Annotated in this window: 16 protein-coding genes; 1 reads left to right on the forward strand and 15 read right to left on the reverse strand. The window is 61.5% G+C overall.

Going from position 1 to position 18,492, the window contains the following annotated elements; translation table 11 throughout:
* From VGL22_RS06010 to VGL22_RS06070, 13 genes are all read right to left on the reverse strand, one after another.
* On the reverse strand, nt 1-358 hold a 358-nt coding region (locus tag VGL22_RS06010; protein ID WP_465265992.1), incomplete at its 3' end, for a hypothetical protein.
* A gap of 543 nt (nt 359-901) precedes the next feature.
* Nucleotides 902-1,633 (reverse strand): CDP-alcohol phosphatidyltransferase family protein, encoded by a 732-nt coding sequence (locus tag VGL22_RS06015; RefSeq protein WP_465265993.1) that lies wholly within the window; start codon nt 1,631-1,633, stop codon nt 902-904.
* A 103-nt stretch (nt 1,634-1,736) separates the two neighbouring features.
* The gene (locus tag VGL22_RS06020) at nt 1,737-2,240 is read right to left on the reverse strand and encodes a GreA/GreB family elongation factor (RefSeq protein ID WP_465265994.1); all 504 of its coding nucleotides are present in this window, start codon (nt 2,238-2,240) and stop codon (nt 1,737-1,739) included.
* Nucleotides 2,241-2,604: 364 nt separating this feature from the next.
* Nucleotides 2,605-3,723, reverse strand: coding sequence for a butyrate kinase (gene buk, locus VGL22_RS06025; RefSeq protein WP_465265995.1), 1,119 nt, complete (start codon nt 3,721-3,723; stop codon nt 2,605-2,607).
* Nucleotides 3,710-4,669 carry a phosphate acyltransferase gene (locus VGL22_RS06030; RefSeq protein WP_465265996.1) on the reverse strand — a complete coding sequence of 320 codons (960 nt, stop codon included), beginning with the start codon at nt 4,667-4,669 and terminating at the stop codon, nt 3,710-3,712. Before VGL22_RS06030 ends, buk begins: the two co-directional genes overlap by 14 nt.
* A gap of 210 nt (nt 4,670-4,879) precedes the next feature.
* The gene (locus VGL22_RS06035) at nt 4,880-5,620 is read right to left on the reverse strand and encodes a potassium-transporting ATPase subunit C (protein ID WP_465265997.1); all 741 of its coding nucleotides are present in this window, start codon (nt 5,618-5,620) and stop codon (nt 4,880-4,882) included.
* A gap of 14 nt (nt 5,621-5,634) precedes the next feature.
* On the reverse strand, nt 5,635-7,722 hold the full coding sequence (kdpB, locus tag VGL22_RS06040; RefSeq protein ID WP_465266006.1) for a potassium-transporting ATPase subunit KdpB: 2,088 nt from the start codon (nt 7,720-7,722) through the stop codon (nt 5,635-5,637).
* A gap of 70 nt (nt 7,723-7,792) precedes the next feature.
* Entirely contained in the window at nt 7,793-9,580 is a 1,788-nt protein-coding gene (kdpA, locus tag VGL22_RS06045; protein ID WP_465265998.1) for a potassium-transporting ATPase subunit KdpA, read from the reverse strand.
* A 9-nt stretch (nt 9,581-9,589) separates the two neighbouring features.
* A complete protein-coding gene (kdpF, locus tag VGL22_RS06050; protein ID WP_465266007.1) occupies nt 9,590-9,673 on the reverse strand; it encodes a K(+)-transporting ATPase subunit F in 84 nt (27 codons plus the stop codon).
* 231 nt (nt 9,674-9,904) lie between these two features.
* The gene (locus VGL22_RS06055; RefSeq protein ID WP_465265999.1) at nt 9,905-10,600 is read right to left on the reverse strand and encodes a response regulator transcription factor; all 696 of its coding nucleotides are present in this window, start codon (nt 10,598-10,600) and stop codon (nt 9,905-9,907) included.
* Nucleotides 10,597-12,105, reverse strand: a complete 1,509-nt coding sequence (locus VGL22_RS06060; protein WP_465266000.1) for an ATP-binding protein — start codon at nt 12,103-12,105, stop codon at nt 10,597-10,599. The genes VGL22_RS06055 and VGL22_RS06060 overlap by 4 nt, the downstream gene beginning before the upstream one ends.
* A 56-nt stretch (nt 12,106-12,161) precedes the next feature.
* Entirely contained in the window at nt 12,162-12,320 is a 159-nt protein-coding gene (locus tag VGL22_RS06065; RefSeq protein ID WP_465266001.1) for a hypothetical protein, read from the reverse strand.
* A gap of 30 nt (nt 12,321-12,350) precedes the next feature.
* Nucleotides 12,351-13,208 carry a transporter family protein gene (locus VGL22_RS06070; protein WP_465266002.1) on the reverse strand — a complete coding sequence of 286 codons (858 nt, stop codon included), beginning with the start codon at nt 13,206-13,208 and terminating at the stop codon, nt 12,351-12,353.
* A 150-nt stretch (nt 13,209-13,358) separates the two neighbouring features.
* On the opposite strand from VGL22_RS06070, the gene VGL22_RS06075 reads away from it, so the two are divergent.
* On the forward strand, nt 13,359-14,567 hold the full coding sequence (locus VGL22_RS06075; RefSeq protein WP_465266003.1) for a pyridoxal phosphate-dependent aminotransferase: 1,209 nt from the start codon (nt 13,359-13,361) through the stop codon (nt 14,565-14,567).
* Between the two features lie 22 nt (nt 14,568-14,589).
* On the opposite strand, the gene VGL22_RS06080 is transcribed toward VGL22_RS06075, so the two are convergent.
* Together VGL22_RS06080 and VGL22_RS06085 are read right to left on the reverse strand one after the other, a co-directional pair.
* Complete coding sequence (locus tag VGL22_RS06080) at nt 14,590-15,417, reverse strand: GNAT family N-acetyltransferase (RefSeq protein WP_465266004.1); 828 nt, start codon at nt 15,415-15,417, stop codon at nt 14,590-14,592.
* Nucleotides 15,418-16,855: 1,438 nt separating this feature from the next.
* Nucleotides 16,856-18,202: a DNA polymerase Y family protein gene (locus VGL22_RS06085; RefSeq protein ID WP_465266005.1), complete on the reverse strand. Its 1,347-nt coding sequence runs from the start codon at nt 18,200-18,202 to the stop codon at nt 16,856-16,858.
* Nucleotides 18,203-18,492: the final 290 nt, after the last annotated feature.

Raw genomic sequence — 18,492 nt, forward strand, 5'->3', positions numbered from 1 at the left:
GGCGTCCTACGGGGCGGGTGGCGGCTTTGTCGACTGGCGGCGGCGGGAAGGCGACGAGGGCGGCGCGGGCAGCGGAGATCAGCCTTGTGCCGTCGTCTCTCCAGAAGACGCGCAGCACCATGCCGTGGGTGATGCAGGCGATGAAGGCGGCGGTGGAGGGGCGGTCGACGGCCCAGGGCGCGTTGCGCCTGAAGGCTTCCTCGGCGGCATCCCGGGCAGCGGAGGTTTTGGGGCCGCCGGCGGCGGCGAGGGCCTGGTAGTAAGCTCCGCAGCAGCGCTGGATGGCGGCGTTGATGGTCCGGTCCAGGGTGGGAATGGCGGCGGAGGCGGGGGGAGCGGGTCGGACAGGCTGATTCATAGCTGATTCCTTTCACGCAGATCTTCGGGACAAGAAAATGCCCGCCGGGACGGTTAGACGTCCGGCGGGCGTGGTTTTTCTTAGCTACTTCAAGCGTAGCAAAACGAGTGGGTAGTTTGACACGATTGGGAAATATTTTTTAGTGAATGGATTGAGGGGTTTAGGGTGGTTTTCCACCGGTTGGGGGGCTTGACAGGTTTTTGGAAGGACGGTTGGTTCGTGGTTCCCAGGTCAGCGTACGATCTGAACTCGAGAACTGGGCATGCCAAGGGGATAGTGTTGTGGGCTGCTCGGAGATTACCTGAAGAATGGTCACGGCGACAGGGGCGTTCCCGAAAGGCAACCGCGGATTCTTCGTCGCTACGCTCCTCAGAATGACAGCGTAAATGACAGCGTAACGGTGGTGGCGGCGGGTTGGATTCAGGATCGTGGGTTTTGGTTCTTACTGGGAAGTCACTTCGCGTTAAGCACAGAATTGCCACAAAAACGTAAGCAGGATCCTGTCGCCAGAAAAGACGACAGGATGGGCAAAAGGGGATCTGCCTAGCTGGGGAGGCGGGCGTCTTCGCGGGCGAGGACGGGTTCGCGGGCGGGGGCGGCGGGGCTGGCGGTCTGGGCGGTTACGGGGGGTGTCGCGGCGGGGGGAAGCTCGCTCATGGGGGAGAGGTGCTTGGTGTTCCAGTAGGTGTACTGGATGCGGTGCACCACGGTGATGGTGGAGAGGATGGCGAGCACCCAGAGGACGGGAGCCATGACGCCGGCCCACTGGAAGAGGGCGCCGAGGATGATGAGCACGATGCGCTCGGGGCGCTCCATGAAGCCCACCTTGCAGGAGCCGATGAGGGCTTCCGCGCGGGCGCGGGTGTAACTGACCATGAGGGACGTGACCATGACGAAGGCGGTCAGGACGACGTAGCGGAAATGGTTGACGCGGGCGTAGTAGACCAGGACGCCGAAGAACAGGACCACGTCGGAGTAGCGATCGATGACGGAATCGAAGAAGGCGCCGAAGACGGTGACCTGATTGGTGCGGCGGGCCACGCGGCCGTCGACCATGTCAAACAGGCCGGCGCCGATGATGACCAGGCCGCCATAGAAGAAGTAGCGGCCGGCATTGACGGAGCTGGCGTGGCCAAAGAAGAACGCGGCCACAATGTTGATGACCAGACCGATGAAGGTGAGGAAGTTGGGCGAGATGCGGGTGAGCGCCAGTCCGTGAACGATCTTATCCAACAGCCAGCCACAGGCGCTGCCAAACCCACCAGTCCAGGTCATTGCTTTTGTTTCCGTTCCTTCCTACTGCTTCCTTCTTACAAGGTTCTTCTGTTCGGCACTATCAGCAAGTCATAAAGCCGGCCTTTTCACAAGACCCGCTCGGCTACTGCTGGGTGGTTTCGGCGCTCTCCCGGGCGCTCGCTTCGTCGTGAATGGTGGTGAGCTTGAGGATTTCGAGTTCGCGTTTGCCGTTGGGTGTCACGATGCTGGCCACGTCGCCCACGCGCTTTCCGACGATGCCGCGGCCGATGGGCGATGTGGTTGAGATGAGTCCTTTGGCCACATCGGATTCCTCGCTGGTGACCAGGCGGTACACAATTTCTTCGTTTTTCTGGGTGTCGTAGACCACGACGGTGGACCCGAAGCCGGCCTTGTCGTGCGGAATGTTGGCCAGGTTGACGAGGGAGAGCTCGGCCATGCGGCGCTTGAGCTGGCCGAGGCGCGCGTTGACGAACTCCTGACGCTGCTTGGCCATGTGGTACTCGGCGTTCTCAGAGAGGTCGCCCATGGCGACCGCTTTTTTGATCTCAGCGGGCAGCTCATGCGCGAGCTCATGCTCAAGAACGGAGATTTCTTTTTGAAGCTGATCTTTGATGTGAGCGGGCATTCATTGTCCGTGAGCGGGGAGCACGCGTGGCGCAAGCCGCGGGAGTGACGATCCAGAAACCTTATTATACGCGGGAGGGAGGAGGCCAGGGAGCAGGGGTCGGGGGTCAGGGGTCAGGGGATTGGGAGGCGTTCGTGGTTGCGATGGTTTCAAAGTCGAAAGCTGGGGCAGGCGGGGTGCTTCGTTGCGGCGGAGGGCTCAAAAGCGGGTCCTTCGTCGCTTCGCTCCTCAGGATGACAACCTTTGAGAGGATGACAGAGTTAAAGAGGATGACAGAGTTAGAGAGGATGACAGAGTTAGAGAGGATGACAACGGTTGGAGAGGATGACGACGGTTGGAGAGGATGACGACGTTAGAGGCTGGTCTACGGGGTGATGGCTGGCGGCTCCGTGGGCAGTTGCGGGTCTAGTTCGCGGGGCTGTTCTTCGCCGCGGAGGACGCGGAGGGCGCCTTCGGCGAGGGCCTGGAGTTCGTCTTCACCGGGGTAGACCACGACGGGGGCGATCCAGTCGATGGCAGTGCGGAGCTGATCGACGATCTTTTCGGAATGGGCCATGCCGCCGGTGAGGAGGATGGCGTCGACGCGGCCGTTGAGGACGGTGGCCATGGCGCCGGTCTCTTTGGCGATCTGGTAGACCATGGCGGCGTAAATGAGGGTGGCGTGGCTGTCGTGGGCGTCGATGCGGCGTTCGACTTCACAGAGGTCCTTGGTGCCGAGGTAGGAGTAGATGCCGCCTTCGCGGATGCAGGCGTCCCAGATCTGGCGCTCGGTGTAGCGGCCGCTGAAGCACAGCTCGACGAGGCCGAGGAGTTGCAGGCCGCCGCAGCGCTCGGTGGAGAAGGGGCCTTCCTGGCCGGCGAGGTTCACGTCGATCATGCGGCCGCTTTCGTGGGCGGAGATGGAGATGCCGCTGCCGAGGTGAGCGACGATGAGGCGCAGCTCCTCGTAAGGTGTTCCCATCTCGCGGCCGAAGCGGCGGGCGACGGCCTTGGTGTTGAGGGCGTGGGAGAGGGAGCGGCGGGTGATGAGGGCGGAGCCGGAGATGTGGGCTTTGGGGGTGAGCTCGTCGACGCTGACGGGGTCGACGACCCAGGCGGGGATGCCGGCTTGCTGGGCGATGGCGTCGGCGAGGAAGGCGCCGAGGTTGGCGGCGTGCTCGCCCTGAGGAGCGCGGCGCAGCTCTTCGAGCATTTCCGAGTTGACGCGGTAGACGCCGCTGGGGACGGGACGGAGGAGGCCGCCGCGGCCAGCGATGGCATGGAAGTCCTGAGGTGCGTAACCGGCCGCGTGCAGCTCCTGTTGGAGGGTGGCGAGGCGGAAAGGCAGCTGGTCAAGGACGGGGCGGCCGCGGAAGGGCTGGAGGTCTGCCGGCGGGTGCAGGACGGTGCGCGCAAACTCGGCGGAGTTGTTCAGGTAGACCGCGATCCTGGTCGAGGTGGAACCGGGATTGATGGCCAGGACGGTGAACTCAGCGCGCGGCATAGAGCACTCCCAGGGCGATGGAGTTGACCTTGTCGTGCGCGCTCTCCACGCGCGAGGGGATGAGGATGGGGACGGCGGCGCCGGCGACGACGTGGGCGAATGGCAGGCGGGCCAGGAAGATGACGGACTTGGCGAGCATGTTGCCGGCTTCGATGTTGGGCATGAGGAGCAGGTCAGCGTGGCCGGCAACCGGATGGGTGATGCTTTTGGCGCGGGCAGCGGTTTCAAAGAGCGCGTTGTCGAGGGCGAGGGGGCCGTAGACTTCGGCCTCACCGAAGACGCCGGTGGCGGCGAGTTCGGTGAGGGAGCGGGCCTCTTTTGTGGAGGGCATGGCATCGATCACCACTTCAAGGGCGCTCATGACGGCGACTTTGGTTTGGGTGATGCCGAGGCAGCGCAGAACCTCGAGGGCGGCGAGGATGATCTGGCGCTTCTGGTCGAGGGTGGGTGCGACGTTGATGCCGCCGTCGCTGATGCCCACGAGCCGAGGGCCGGAGTCGCCGGGGAGCTCGCAGGTGGCTACATCGCAGAGGAGGTGGCCGGTGCGGAGGCCGCTCTGCTTGTCGAGGACGGGGTGGAGGAGCTCGTCGGTGCGCAGGCGGCCTTTCATGAGGATGTCGAGTTCGCCGCGGCGCGCCAGGGCGACGGCGGTTTGTGCGGCGCGGGGAGTGGAGATGAATTGGGCGTGGTGGAGGAGCTGGGCGAGGCCGAGGGAGGCGGCATGGGCGCGGATGCGCGGCTCGTCGCCGAGGAGGACGGGGAGGGCGATGCCTTCGAGGAGGGCGTCGGAGGCGGCGGCCAGAACGACGTCATCGTCGGCGAAGACTACGCCTACGCGTTTGGGGCCGAGCTGGCGGGCGCGGGTACGGACTGCAGCGAAGGTGGTGAGGGCGGCGGGCGCGGCGATGAGGGTCAACATGGCGTCATTCCCACGGGTTTGGGTCATGGGAACGGTGGCATATCGAAGAGACGTTGGACTGTGATGGGGAACACAGGGGCGGGGTTCGGGGTTCGGGGTTCAGGGTTCGGGGTTCAGGGTTCAGGGCCGGTAGCGGCCTGGGTTGGGCCGGGCGGGCCATGAGCGGGTTGTGCCGGTTGATCGAAGACGACCCGCGCAGGCTGGGTCGTAGCGCTTCGGTTGCGCGGGTCGGGTCTGCTATTTGCGGCGCGGGAACTGCTGGTCAAGAGAAACATTCAGCAGAAGCACGTTCACGCGCGGCTCGCCTATGAATCCGAGGTCGGGTCGATCTGTCGCCCTGGCGATGAGCATCCGAATCTGCTCAGACGACGCTCCTCGCGACCTGGCTACGCGGCCGGCCTGTAGCTCCGCATTTGCCGGACTGATGTTGGGGTCAAGGCCGGAGGCCGATCCGGTGACCGCGTCGGCGGGGATCTGGATTTTGGGAGAGAAGACGAGGGGATTGTTCAGATGATTGAAAGCCTTGATCAGCTTCACGTCATCGAGATTTCCCTGTGGATCGTTGAATCGGTCGAGCGGAGCCGAAGAGGTAAAGGGGATCTGGTTATCGATGCAGTAGTGGACGAGGCGGTCCGCGATGCCATCGAAATCGACGATCTCCTTACCTTTTTCGTCCAGTTTGGTTGTGCCGAGCAGGAGTTTGGCGCTGGTGGGGCCGAGGTTTGAGCCGCCGCTGTTGGTGGCATCGTAGCCGCTTCCGGCGGAGGAGGGGCGGGGGTGGAAGTATTCGGGCTTTGAGAACGGCTGCCCGATGAGACTGGAGCCCACAAGCTTTCCTGCCACGGTGACAAGGCTGCCATTTGCCTGATGAGGGAAGATGATGCTGGAGAGGGCCGTCATTGCGGCGGGGTACAGCAAGCCCGTCAGTATTGTGAATGCAATGGTGATTTTCAATCCTGGTGCGAGTTCTTTGAGCATGTCGTTTCTCCGTTTCATGCAAGGTGAAGGGCGGCGAGGATCCTATCGATGAGCCAGATTCCGGGAAACGGGGCGATGATTCCGCCCAGCCCGTAGATGAGCAGATTGCGGGTAAGCATCTGGCCGGCGCTGACTGGCTTGTACTGCACACCGCGCAGTGCCAGAGGCACCAGGGCAATGATGATCAGGGCGTTGAAGATGACCGCTGCGAGTACCGCGCTCTGGGGCGAATGCAGCCCCATGATGTTGAGCTCGTTCAGCTCGGGATAAATGGGAGCGAACATTGCGGGAATGATCGCGAAGTACTTCGCGATGTCGTTCGCAATGGAAAAGGTGGTGAGCGAGCCGCGCGTAATCAGCAATTGTTTTCCGATTGCGACGACCTCGATCAGCTTGGTTGGATTGCTGTCCAGGTCGACCATGTTGCCGGCCTCTTTGGCGGCCATGGTGCCGGTATTCATGGCCAGACCTACATCGGCCTGGGCCAGTGCGGGGGCATCGTTGGTCCCGTCTCCGGTCATAGCGACGAGCCTGCCGTCGGCTTGTTCTTTGCGGATGTATTCGAGCTTGTCCCTGGGCGTGGCCTGTGCAAGGAAGTCATCGACGCCTGCCTCCTGCGCGATTGCCGCCGCGGTGAGGGGATTGTCACCGGTGATCATGACGGAACGGATTCCCATGCTGCGCAGCGAGGCGAGCCGCTCTTTCATGCCACCTTTGACAATGTCTTTCAGGTGAATGACGCCGAGCACCTTCCTGCCATCGGCGACGGCCAACGGGGTGCCGCCATTTCTAGAGATGCGGTCGGAAATCTGCGAGAGAGACGGCGGAACGCTGCCCCCGGTCTCGGTCACGAATCGCGCGATTGCCTCGGTGGCGCCTTTGCGCAGCCTGCGCCCATCGATATCGACGCCGCTCATCCTGGTGAAGGCAGAGAACGGAATGAAGCTGGCCTCATGGTCAGCCACTTCACGGCCGCGCAGGTTGTATTTCTGTTTGGCCAGAACGACCACGGAACGGCCCTCGGGTGTCTCGTCCGCAAGGCTGGACAACTGCGCGGCATCGGCGAGGTCATTCGCGGTGACTCCGTCCACCGGAATGAATTCGACCGCCTGCCGGTTGCCCAGGGTGATGGTTCCGGTCTTGTCGAGCAGGAGCGTATTCACGTCGCCCGAAGCTTCGACTGCTTTTCCGCTCATGGCGAGCACGTTGTGCTGCATCACGCGATCCATGCCGGCGATGCCGATGGCCGAAAGGAGGCCGCCGATGGTTGTCGGGATGAGGCAAACAAGCAGAGACACCAGGACGGCCACGGTGGGGATGGTTCCCTTTCCGACTGCCGCGATGGAATACCCGGCATAGGCAGGCAGAGTCGCTACGGCCATCAGGAAGATGAGTGTCAGGCCGGCGATAAGAATGTTCAGCGCAATCTCGTTGGGGGTTTTCTGGCGGACTGCTCCTTCGACCAACGCGATCATGCGATCGAGGAAGGTTTCTCCGGGATTGGAGGTAATGCGGACGGTGATGTGATCCGACAGGACCTTTGTTCCGCCGGTCACGGCGCTTCGATCGCCGCCCGATTCGCGAATTACGGGAGCGCTCTCACCCGTGATGACGGACTCGTCCACGCTGGCGATGCCTTCGATGACGTCGCCATCGCCGGGAATCAGATGCCCTGCCTCGCAATACACAATGTCTCCGGCGCGAAGCGAAGAGGCCGGCACTTGTTCGATCTTTTTGCCCGGCAGGATTTTTTGCGCAGTGGCGTCGGTTTTGGTTTTGCGGAGGGCATCGGCCTGGGCTTTGCCTCGCGCTTCCGCCATGGCCTCAGCGAAGTTCGCAAACAGGACGGTGAACCAGAGCCACATCGCGATCTGGATGCCGAAGAAGATTTCGGGGCCCCTGGTGAAGGCATTTTTGATGACGATGGCGGTGGTCAGGGCAGCACCGACCTCGACGACGAAGATGACCGGGTTTTTGGCCACGGTTTTCGGGTTCAGCTTGAGGAAGGACTCCTTCGTGGCTCTCATCAGGATTTCGGGATCGAAGAGAGGGCGCGCACGAACCCCTCTGGAGATCAGTGCCGAAGAATCGTGCTCCCGCATTTCAGTGTTGCGTTCCGGAGGCTTGGCCGCCATGGTCGCCATGTTTTATGCTCCTTGTCCAAATCGGTGATCAGAACAGCTTCCCGTTCAGCATCTGGAAGTGTTCGACGAGGGGTCCAAGCGACAGAACGGGGAAGTAAGTGAGTGCGCCAACAATCACGACCGTTCCAATGAGAAGTACGACGAAGAGAGTTCCATGTGTCGGCAGTGTGCCGCTGGTTACGGGAATCAACTTTTTCCCGGCGAGGCTTCCGGCAATTGCGAGCGCCGGGATGATGAAGAGGAACCGGCCCAGCAGCATGTCGATGGCGAGGGTCAGGTTGTACCAGGGAGTATTGGCGTTGATTCCGGCGAACGCACTGCCGTTATTGCCGGCGCCGCTTGAATACGCGTACAGGATTTCCGACAGCCCGTGTGCGCCATTGTTGCTGGTGTTGGCGGTGGCGGGACCGAGCGCATTCCAATAGCCGCCTTTGGCAAAGGGAGTGACAGAACTGAGCGCCGTGAATACGAGGATGCAGAGAGAAGTGGCCAGGACGGCAATGATGGCCATCTTCACTTCCTTCTGCTCAATTTTCTTGCCTACGTATTCCGGCGTTCGGCCGACCATGAGGCCGCCGATGAACACGCCGATGATGGCGTACAGCAGGATGCTGTACAAGCCGGCGCCCACTCCGCCGAAGATCACTTCGTCGGTCTGAATGTTGAACAGCGGAACCAGGCCGCCCAGCGGCGTGAAGCTGTCGTGCCAGCTGTTGATGGCTCCGCAACTGGCATCGGTTGTGACTGTCGCAAACAGGGTGGACTGGGCGATGCCGAATCGAACTTCTTTGCCTTCCATGTTGCCGCCGGGCTGCGAGCTGCCATAGGCATGAGCAACTCCCATCTGCGTGACCATGGGGTTGCCGCGCTGCTCAGCCCAGTAGCAGACGAATACGCCGACAAAGAAGAGCGTCGACATGGCGGCGAATATGGCCCAGCCCTGCCTTGTATCTTTCACCGCCTTGCCAAACATGTAAGTGAGGCCGGCTCCCAGGGAGAAGATCAGCACGATCTGGAGATAGTTGGAGAGGGGCGTGGGGTTTTCATAGGGGTGGGCGGAGTTGGCATTGAAGTATCCACCACCGTTGGTGCCGAGCATTTTGATGGAGAGCTGTGAGGCGAGCGGCCCCTGCTCGATGGTTTGGGGAGCCCCTTCCAGCGTCTGCGCGGTAACGGGCCCTTTGAAGTTCTGGATGCAGCCTTGCCATACGAAGAACAACGTGGTGAGCACGCAGACGGGCAGCAGAACATAGAGTGTGCAGCGAGTCACGTCCGCCCAAAAATTTCCGATGGTTTTGACGGTCTGGCGGGCAAACCCCCGGATCAGGGCAACGGCAACCGCGATGCCGACCGCCGCGGACACAAAATTCTGCACGGCGAGTGCAGCCATTTGTGTCATGTAACTCATGGTGACATCGGGCGAGTACGACTGCCAGTTGGTGTTGGTCATGAAACTGACAGCGGTGTTGAACGCGAGATCCGGGGTGATGGGCGTGGCGCCGGCGGGAGCATTTGCGGTTGAAAAGTGCATGGGGTTCAACGGCAGATAACCCTGCAGGCGCTGAAAGAGATAGACAAACAGGAAGCTGAAGATGCTGAGCGAGATCAGCGACGCCGCATACTGGACCCAGCTCTGTTCCTCTTCCGGGCTGATGCCGCTGAGTCGGTAAATGAGCCGTTCGATCGGCACTAACACGGGGTGCAGAAGCGTGCGCTGGCCCTCAAACACCCGATACATATACGATCCGACGGGCCTGGTGATCGCGACGATGATCCCGAAGAAGACCAGGATCTGCAGAATTCCGATCAATGTCATGGCATGGCCTCAGAACTTTTCCGGTCGCAGCAGAGCGTAGACCAGGTAAACAAACAGGAATGCCGTGACCACACCGGCAAGGGCGTATTCCATTCCGTCCTCCTACAGCCGCTCTGAGACTTTGGTGAAGCCCCAGAGCAGGGCGAAAAATGCGATTGCAATTGCAAGGTAGAAAAGGTCCAACATAGGTGCCTCTCTTCGTATCAACTCGAAAGCTATGTTGCCCCCGAGGAGCTAAACGGCGCATAAACGGCTCGTAACGCCGGAATAAACTCCGGTGACGTGGGGAAATAGCTGAACTCTGAGGGGGTGAACGCGGAGAGGCTACTGGGGGGTATGGAAGCGATATCCGGCCCAGGCGTCCGTCAGCAGAATGGCAGGCCTGGATGGATCGGGCTCGATTTTCTTGCGCAGGCGGTTGATGAACACTCTGAGGTACTCGAGCTCATCGCCATAGTCCGGACCCCAGACAGCCTGCAGCAACTCGCGATGAGGGATTGTTTTGTTGGGTCGTGCGAGAAGGTAGGAGAGAACATCGAATTCCCGCGCGGTGAGACGCGACGTGTGCCCAAGGACTGTGACTTCCCGGGACGACAGCGAGATGTTCACACCGAGCGCGGTGAGGGGGCGCAGGTCTGATGGATCGGGGCCCTGCGGCAATCGCCGCAAAGTGGCGCGAATGCGTGCGAGGAGCTCCGGCATGCCGAAGGGCTTGGTGACGTAGTCATCCGCGCCTGCGTCGAGAGCCTGCACCTTTTGTTGCTCGGTATTGTTGACGGTCAACATGATGATGGCGATCTCGGGGCCGGAGCGGATCATTCGGCAGGTTTCCATTCCGCCCATGCCGGGCATGTTCAGATCCAACAGCACCAGATCGTACGTACTTCTGCGCAACTCCTCGAGTCCTTCTTCTCCGGAGCGCGCGTCATTCACCTCGTAACCGTGAGAGGTTAGTGTGGATCGCATGACCCGGCGGATCTGCGGGTCGTCATCGATGACCAGAACTCTGGCGACACTCATGCGGCAAAGCTTTCCCGGGCAATCGGCAGGCTCAGGAAGAAGTGCGATCCTTTGCCTGGATTGCTCGACAACCAGATGTCCTCGCCGTGAGCGCGCATGATCTCACGGGCAATGGAGAGGCCCAATCCGGTCCCTTGAATGTGCTGCCTGTTCTTGCTCCGGTAGAACTTCTCGAAGACATGCGCCTGCTCGTCTTCCGGGAGCCCTTCGCCGTGATCTTCTATCTCGAGGAGCACCTTTCCGTCAGCGAGGCGGCCGGAGATGCCGATGGGGCGGTCAGGCGGAGAGTATTTCAACGCGTTGTCAAGGACGTGCGTGATCACGAGCCGGATCAAATCAGAATCGACTCTGACCATGGGCAGGTCATCTGGAACGGAGAGCGCAATTTGGCGCTCCTGCGTCTGCGATTTCATTCTGCGAAGCGCGCTAGTGACGAGGGAGCCGGGAAAATAGTCGCCCAGATTGAGACCGAAAGTTCCGCCTTCGATTCGGGCGAGTTGGATGGCATCCGTTACCAGTCTTGCAAGGCGATCGGCCGACTCATCCACGATCGTGATGAGCTCCTGGTGATGCGGATTCAACTCGGATGGAGAAGACGATAGCAGATCGGTGGTAACTGCCTTGATGGACGTCAACGGTGTCTTGAACTCGTGAGCGATCGCATCCAGCATTGTCGATTTCAGCTCTTCGCTTTGTCGTGCCACTTCAGCGCGAGTCACGGCTCGCTGCGAGGCGGCTCGTTCCAATGCGATGGCGACAAGGTTCAGCAACGAGTTCAGCGCCGCATCTGAAAAGATGCCGGCACACACGGCAATGCTGCCAATGGGCTCGCCTCCCAATCGTACGGGAGTGATGATGGCCGCGTGTTCAAGATCGCGCAGCTGCGCCGATCGTGCCGCGGACTCGCGAAGCTTTGCCTCCATGCCGCACCCCGAGAATCCTGCCATGCAGGTTTCGACACCGTCAGCGACGTATAGGGCCACGGCGGGACAGGCGCAGGTTTGCGCGATGTGCTGAACAATCTGCGTGGCGATGGGTTGGGCCGGATCTGTGAGCAGGAGGGCGCGGCTGAGCGCATACAGCCTTTCGATTTCGTTTTTTCCGGCTTCTGCTTCGAGGGCCCGTCGTTTTTCGCGGGCGGAGAGCTGGCTGGCTGTCAGGGAGGTGGCCAGAAATGCGAAGAGCGCGACCCAGTTCTGGGGATCGGCGATGGTCAGCGCGCCGACCGGAGGCAAAAAGAAGAAGTTGAAGCAGAGCATCGCGGCGATGGATGCGGCTGTGGATTCAGCAATGCCCCCCTTTGTCGCTATCAGCAGCACCGCCACCAGGTAGAGGAATCCCACGGTGGGGGCGTTGATGGGCACGCAGCGAATCAGGACAAGAGTGATAGCGCCAATGAGGGCGAGAGCGGCGCAGATTCTAAGAAGCAGGATGGCGGACTGGCGCGGAAGAAGAATAGGAAGGCCCGTTCGCTCGGGGCGGCGGGCCGAGAGGGCGCTTGTCACGATTGCGTCCGTATCCTTCGCTTCTCGTAAAGTGGGCATACTGCAGTGGAAGGCGGTCATCGTTCAGGGGAGTCACTCAGCGCATGAAAGCAGCCCACCGTCACAATGTCCGGATTCGTCGACTTGTATCGTATCGCTTCAGGCGTAAACGATGCATAAACGAATGCGAACTGCGGGTTGTTGAAGATGCGCAGGCCGGCATTTTCCGGCTCCATGCTCTTTTCGGATCGACGAGGATGGCGCTGTCATCTCGGTTCCGTCGAGGAGAACCAGGAGATGTCCATTCCAACCTTCACGATGAACTGAGTCTGCCTGCCGAACTGGTTGAGAGGGAATGAGACATAGGGAGAAAGCACGCATTGTTTCTCTCTGCGCGAGGTGCGGCTAAACCCGATCTGCATGGTTTGCGCCAGCTGGTTTTGCGCGAACTGGTAATAGGAATCCCATTCGACGTACTCGGTCGCGCCAAAGCGACGTGTATTGATGGTGCAGTCCGGCTCGAACTCATCGATCTTAGCGCCGCGAGACACGTGGATCGAGCGATTGTAGTTGAACACGCAGTTGAGCTCGTTGCGGTCAGTGGGGACTGCCGTGAAGCCCCATGCCGGTTTGATGATCGTGGTGTTGCCCCCGAGTTGCGAGTTGGTTGCCGTCTGAAGCGTGAATTCGACGGCTGCTCCGGTTCGGAAACGCCTGCTTAAGTAAAGGTTGCCGCCGAACTGGGGTTCGATGTCGCCGAGGCCGAAGGCAGTCTGTGCCGAGTTGGTCTGGAGGATGAAAGGAACCGTGACGGCAACCCCCAGGCGCTTTTGCGGCCCGAATCCATAGACTCCTCTCAGCCGGAATCGATTGGCGGTCACATCGCGTTGCTGCTGCTTGTAGTCGTACCGGTAGACCAGGTACGAGCGCAGGTAGGTGACATCCGATCTGGCCGCCTCCTGCTGCATTTCCGCTGAGACATTGGGGATGGCGGGGGACGTGGGCGCCGGTTGGGCGGCGGAGGCCGGTGGGCCGGAAGAGGGCGTTTGCGCCGGGAGATCGAACACGGCCGCGCAGAATGTGACGAGCAGTATCGAGAGCGGTTTCAGCGGGCCCTTCATCATTTCCGTGGCTGCAACCATATGGCCCGGAGGAAGGGAAAGAGACTGCGACTTCTGCCAGTTCGCGCGTACCATGCAGGAGCCGGCGGAGACTGGCAGGGCATTTGGATGGGGAGTTTCCAGTTCGGTAGTATGGTCCGAAAGGACTTCCCCGTGCCGAACCCTACATTTGTAGCTCCTTCTTCCATGGCCAACTCTTCCCGTCTGTATCTCAGCGAACTGGCGCCGGGCGCGGTGCAGTCAGAGATTCGCGCCATGAGCGCGGCCTGCGAGTCCATGGGCGGCATCAACCTGGCGCAGGGTGTGTGCGACACGCCGGTGCCGCAGGTGGTGGAGGCCGAGGCGCTGGCCGCGATTCAGCGCGGGGACAACATCTATACCCGGATGGATGGGATTGCGCGGCTGCGTGCGGCGATCGCGGCCAAGCAGCGGGGCGATTACGGGCTGGACTACGACCCGGAGACGGAGGTGATGGTGGCCTCAGGCGCGACGGCAGGGCTGCATGCCGCAGCTATGGCGCTGCTGAATCCGGGTGACGAAGTGATTCTCTTTGAGCCGTTCTATGGGTATCACGTCGCGACTCTGAAATCGCAACGAGTCACGCCGGTACCGGTAGCGCTGGCGGAGGCCGATTTTGGGCTCGACGTGGATGCGCTGCGTGCGGCGATTACGCCGCGGACGCGGGCCATCCTGCTGAACACGCCGGCTAATCCGAGCGGAAAGGTGTTCACCCGCGAAGAGACGGAGGCGGTTGCCGAGGTGTGCCTGGAGTTTGACCTGTTCCTGTTTACGGACGAGATCTATGAGTACTTTGTCTACGATGGGCAGGAGCACGTTGCGCCGGCAACTCTGCCGGGCATGCGGGAGCGGACCATTGTTATTTCGGGGTTCTCAAAGACGTTTTCGATCACCGGCTGGCGGCTGGGTTATGTGACGGCGGACGCGCGCTGGATGGGAGCGATGGCCTACTTCCACGATCTGACTTACGTGTGCGCGCCTTCGCCCTTTCAGCATGGCGCGGCGGCGGGACTGGAACTGCTGCCGGCGAGTTTCTATCAGCAGATTGCCGCGGATCACCAATCGAAGCGGGAGCGGATGGTTTCAGCGCTGCGGGATGCGGGACTGACGCCGACGGTGCCCGCGGGGGCCTATTACGTGCTCGCCGAGGCGTCGGTGCTTCCGGGGTTGTCGGCTGCGGAGAAGGCGCGGGCACTGCTGAAGGCTACGGGCGTGGCCGCGGTGGCGGGAAGCGCGTTCTTCAGCAAAGGCCGCGGCGAGAACCTGCTGCGGTTCTGTTTCGCCAAACAGGATGCGGCGCTCGACGAAGCCTGCGCGCGCTTGAGACGCCTGGGCGGCGGCTGAGGCGTGGAACGGATGAGCCGTTTCAGAGCGTTTTTTGCCACTTGATGCGGGTATAGGCGATGCGGAAGAGTTGGCGCTCGGAGTTGCGCTGGCTGTTGGAGCCGGCCTCGCACACCATCATGGCCAGGTCGCAGTCGTGCTCGCGGGCATAGGCGATGCGAGCCTGGAGGAGCGCCGCCTGCAGGCCGCGGCTGCGGTGTTCCGGCACGGTGGAGGCGCCAGCGAGCAGGGCGATGCCCTGGTAGATGGAAAGGGCGCCGGCAGCGGCAGGGATTCCGTCCAGCAAGGCCAGGAAGCAGGCCATGCCCTCGCGGGCGGTGAGCAGCGCTCCAGTCTGGTCAAGAAAATCTCTGAGCTCGGGATGTTCGTGCGTCCAGCCGCGGGTGCTTACCTCTGTCCAGAGGGTGGCTTCGGCGGGGCCGATGAGGCGGACATCAACGCCGGAGGGCGGGCCGCCGACGCGTGGCGGGTCGGCTGATTGCGTGGCCAGATAGAGTACGTTGCTGATCTCCATGGGGCGATAGCCGCGGTCGCAGAGCAGCCGCAGGGTGGAGATTCCAACGAATGGGCTGATTTCATGCTGGGTGGACGAACCCCGCTCGCTGAAGAAGCGTTCGATTGCGGCGAGAGCGTCGGGGGTGGCCTCCTGGTGCATGCCGAGGCCGAAGGTTTGGGTGGTGGGCGAATCGACGCCGTCATAGACGACGTCGGCTCCGGCGATGCGGACGGCCTCGGAGGCGGACTCAGGAAAGAGACGCCTGCGGACCAGAGCAAACTGCGCGCATGCGTACCCCTCGGCGGCTTCGAGGCGCCGGGAGAGAGCGAGGTCCGCAAAGAGAGGAGGTTCCATCTGGTTGAACTCGGATGCGTGCGGCCCAGTATACCGACATTCTCAGGGAGGCGGTCTCCGATATTGCAGGGAAGCTGAAGCGGGGTGCGTCCGGAGTCAGGAGGGAACTCAGGCTGCGGGCTTCCTTGATCGCGAGTCAGCACGCGCGGACTGCGGCTTGGAGTCTTGACGGCCGCGGAGCAGGCGGGGTTTGCCGCAAGCGCCGCACCTCCAGGGATAAAGCCCGAAGAGGGGCAGCACGCGCTTGCGGAGGAAGCCGTGTCTTTTGGCGCGGTGGAACTCATGGTGGCCACAGATTCGACAATTCATGGGGAATCCTGACGGAGCGGGGATTTGTATCAGCCCAGGGGAATGTGACGCAGGTCTAAGTACCCGTCGAGACGGGGGGCACAACACTTCTAGAGAATACAGGAGCAGGTTACGCGCAGGGAATCGGTAATCTTACCGAACGCGTATGGGAGCGGGATGTGCTGATCCCGTTGCGCCGACGGGCGCCCTGGGTTTGAGAGGCTACGGAGTTCGAGACGCTAGGACTGCGGGAACGTGCGCCGGGGTGCTCAGGCGACGTGGCGCTGCGGGATCAGGATCGGACGGGCCTGGGCGCAGGGCGGGCGGGCACGGTGGCTGACGGCGAGGACTGCCGGGGATTGCGGATCTCGGGTTCCTCATACTTCTGGTAGTAGAGACGAGTCTTGCGGCAGAAGACGCATTCCCAAGGAAAAAGGCCGAACAAGGGAAAGATGGTGCGCTGGAAAAAGCCGTTTCTGCTCTCGCGGCGAAGTCCCTGTGGTGCGCCGCATTTACGACAAATCATGGCAGGCCCCTGAAACGAAAGGTGAAGCAGAACGGGTTCTGCTTCTCCGGAATCCGGATGAGGCTGGCGGGCCCGCCGGATGCGCCGGAGTGGCGGACTGGCGGGCGGGAGGCCTCTTGCCATTACCTTCTATTACCGCGGTGCATTTCTGCGTGACGTCGGTCACGAATGTGAGTTATGTTTTTCGGATTTGGGTCTCGGTGAGCGGCGGTGCCATTTCGGAAGTGGGAGGCGGGCTTCGCAGTGTTTACTTATAGATAAACATTCTACAAAAACAGGACGGCGGATTGGGTTAGACCTTTCGCTCAATATTCGCGTTTTCTTCGGGTTCGGGGCGAAAACGTAAGCTTTAAATAGGTTTGCTGTTAACTTTATTATTTTATTGTATTTAGCCACTTTTTTCGACTTCATTAGCTTGCAGCGAATGGGGGTGAAACCCTATTAGTTTTCTGGTTAACAGGCTGCTTCGGGTTATAGAACCGTTTGTGATGCGGTATGCGAGATTGCGCAGAGCCTCGCACAGGCAGAGGACTGAAGTATGGAACAGGGTGATCCCGCGTGGCTGTGGCGGCGGTCACACAAGAGAAAGCCCGACGAGGACGGCGGCGGCGCAGTTCGTTCTGGCTAAAACAGGTCGGGAATGGAGTGGAAGGCGATGCGGGTAGGGGCGGCCTTGTAAGCGCTGAGCATGGTGGCGGGGGCGAGGGTGCTGAGGCCGTATTTCTGATTGAGCTGGTCCATTGCCTTGAGGAGCTTGGCGCGGCTCTGTTCATCTTCGGAGGCGTCGAAGAGGGAGAGGGTGTGGAGGCGGTCGGGGACCAGGCCATTGAGGGTGACGCCGACGAAGTAGGGGTGCTGATAGGAGGGGGTGTCGGGCTGCTGATCCCATAGTTTGCGCAGGGCGGCGATGAGGGTCTGGTTGTCCTGGGACTCGATGATTTTGAGTTCGGCGTGGAATCCTTTGGCCGGAACCCCGAAGCTGGAGACGGGGGTGGGGGCGCCCTGCGGGGTGCGGGGAACGGAGAAGCCGACGGCGAGGCCGACGCTGGAGGCCCAGAGCCGGTTGGAGCGGAGGCGCATGGCGGCTTTGTGGAGGAGCTTGTGGCCGACGGCCCAGGCTTTTTCGCGGGTGCGCATGTCGGGGGAGAGGACGTGCTGATGGCTGAGGGACTTGAGGTGCTCGGTTTCGGACATCTCGAAGTCTTCGCCGCGCAGCCAGTGCCAGAGCCGCTCTCCCCAGACCGATCCCCAGAGCTGGCCGGCGTGCTCGGTATCGAGGGCCATCAGGTCGGCCATGGTGTTGATGCCGCGGTCGTTGAGGCGTTTGTCGGTTTTGGCGCCGATGCCGGGAAGATCGCGGAGGGTGAGGCGGGAGAGGGCCTCGGGAAGGATGTCTTTGGGGAGGGCTACGAGGCCGTCGGGCTTTTCCATATCGCTGGCGACCTTGGCGAGGTAGCGGTTGGTGGCGAGGCCGACGGAGCTGCGCAGGCAGGTGCCGACGCGCTCGCGGATGGTTTCTTTGACTTTTCGGCCGAGGGCGAGGGCATTGAGCAGGGGGCGTTCGCGTCCCATGAGGCGGCAGGCCATCTCGTCGATGGAGCAGACGGCGGTGACGGGGACGCAGGACTCGACGGCTTCGACGACGCGGTGGTGGTATTCGGTATAGAGCTCGTGGCGGCCCTCGACGAGGACGATGCCGGGGCACATGCGTTGGGCGTCGGCTACTACGGTGCCGGTCCGGACGCCGAAGGCTTTCGCTTCGTAACTGGCTGCGATGCAGCAGGTTGTGTCGGCCAGCATGGGGACGACGCCGACCGGCTTACCGCGCAGTTCGGGGCGGTCCTGCTGCTCCACGGAGGCGAAGTAGGAGTTCAGGTCGACGAAGAGCCAGTTGACGTGGGGAGCGTTTTCGGGGCGAGGGGGAGATTCCGCGAGGGGGGGCGAAACAAACGGGCCGGAGGAATCGTCCAAACCGTAAGATTTGCGAGTTCCGGAAGCCGCTTCCACATTGGGATTATCGCCTAAAGAAATTGATCGGGAAGGCATGGCTAGTTGTATTTTTCTAGTGCTACACTGGTCGGCACAGATTCAACAACTGAGCATTTGTCCGCTGAACAGCGGGTCGGCCTTGGGGTGCATCTGACTTAAGAGGAGTCGCTGACAAGCGAACGTCCATATATGCATAGCTTGTTTCAATGGTTGATCGCGAGCGGTAGCCTTCTGGCACTGGTGGTGACGGCTGGCGTAGCCGTACTGCTGGT

The organism is Occallatibacter sp. (genome assembly GCF_036502485.1).
Taxonomy (GTDB): domain Bacteria; phylum Acidobacteriota; class Terriglobia; order Terriglobales; family Acidobacteriaceae; genus Telmatobacter.

What these genes read in the sequence shown, in the direction of transcription:
- VGL22_RS06030 (WP_465265996.1), bottom strand. Translation starts at nt 4,669, where the DNA reads ATGACCCAAACCCGTGGGAATGACGCCATGTTGACCCTCATCGCCGCG.
- kdpF (WP_465266007.1), bottom strand. Translation starts at nt 9,673, where the DNA reads ATGGAATACGCCCTTGCCGGTGTGGTCACGGCATTCCTGTTTGTTTAC.
- VGL22_RS06070 (WP_465266002.1), bottom strand. Translation starts at nt 13,208, where the DNA reads ATGATGAAGGGCCCGCTGAAACCGCTCTCGATACTGCTCGTCACATTC.
- VGL22_RS06020 (WP_465265994.1), bottom strand. Translation starts at nt 2,240, where the DNA reads ATGCCCGCTCACATCAAAGATCAGCTTCAAAAAGAAATCTCCGTTCTT.
- VGL22_RS06055 (WP_465265999.1), bottom strand. Translation starts at nt 10,600, where the DNA reads ATGAGTGTCGCCAGAGTTCTGGTCATCGATGACGACCCGCAGATCCGC.
- VGL22_RS06080 (WP_465266004.1), bottom strand. Translation starts at nt 15,417, where the DNA reads ATGGAACCTCCTCTCTTTGCGGACCTCGCTCTCTCCCGGCGCCTCGAA.
- VGL22_RS06015 (WP_465265993.1), bottom strand. Translation starts at nt 1,633, where the DNA reads ATGACCTGGACTGGTGGGTTTGGCAGCGCCTGTGGCTGGCTGTTGGAT.
- buk (WP_465265995.1), bottom strand. Translation starts at nt 3,723, where the DNA reads ATGCCGCGCGCTGAGTTCACCGTCCTGGCCATCAATCCCGGTTCCACC.
- kdpA (WP_465265998.1), bottom strand. Translation starts at nt 9,580, where the DNA reads ATGACATTGATCGGAATTCTGCAGATCCTGGTCTTCTTCGGGATCATC.
- VGL22_RS06035 (WP_465265997.1), bottom strand. Translation starts at nt 5,620, where the DNA reads ATGCTCAAAGAACTCGCACCAGGATTGAAAATCACCATTGCATTCACA.
- VGL22_RS06065 (WP_465266001.1), bottom strand. Translation starts at nt 12,320, where the DNA reads ATGGAGCCGGAAAATGCCGGCCTGCGCATCTTCAACAACCCGCAGTTC.
- kdpB (WP_465266006.1), bottom strand. Translation starts at nt 7,722, where the DNA reads ATGCGGGAGCACGATTCTTCGGCACTGATCTCCAGAGGGGTTCGTGCG.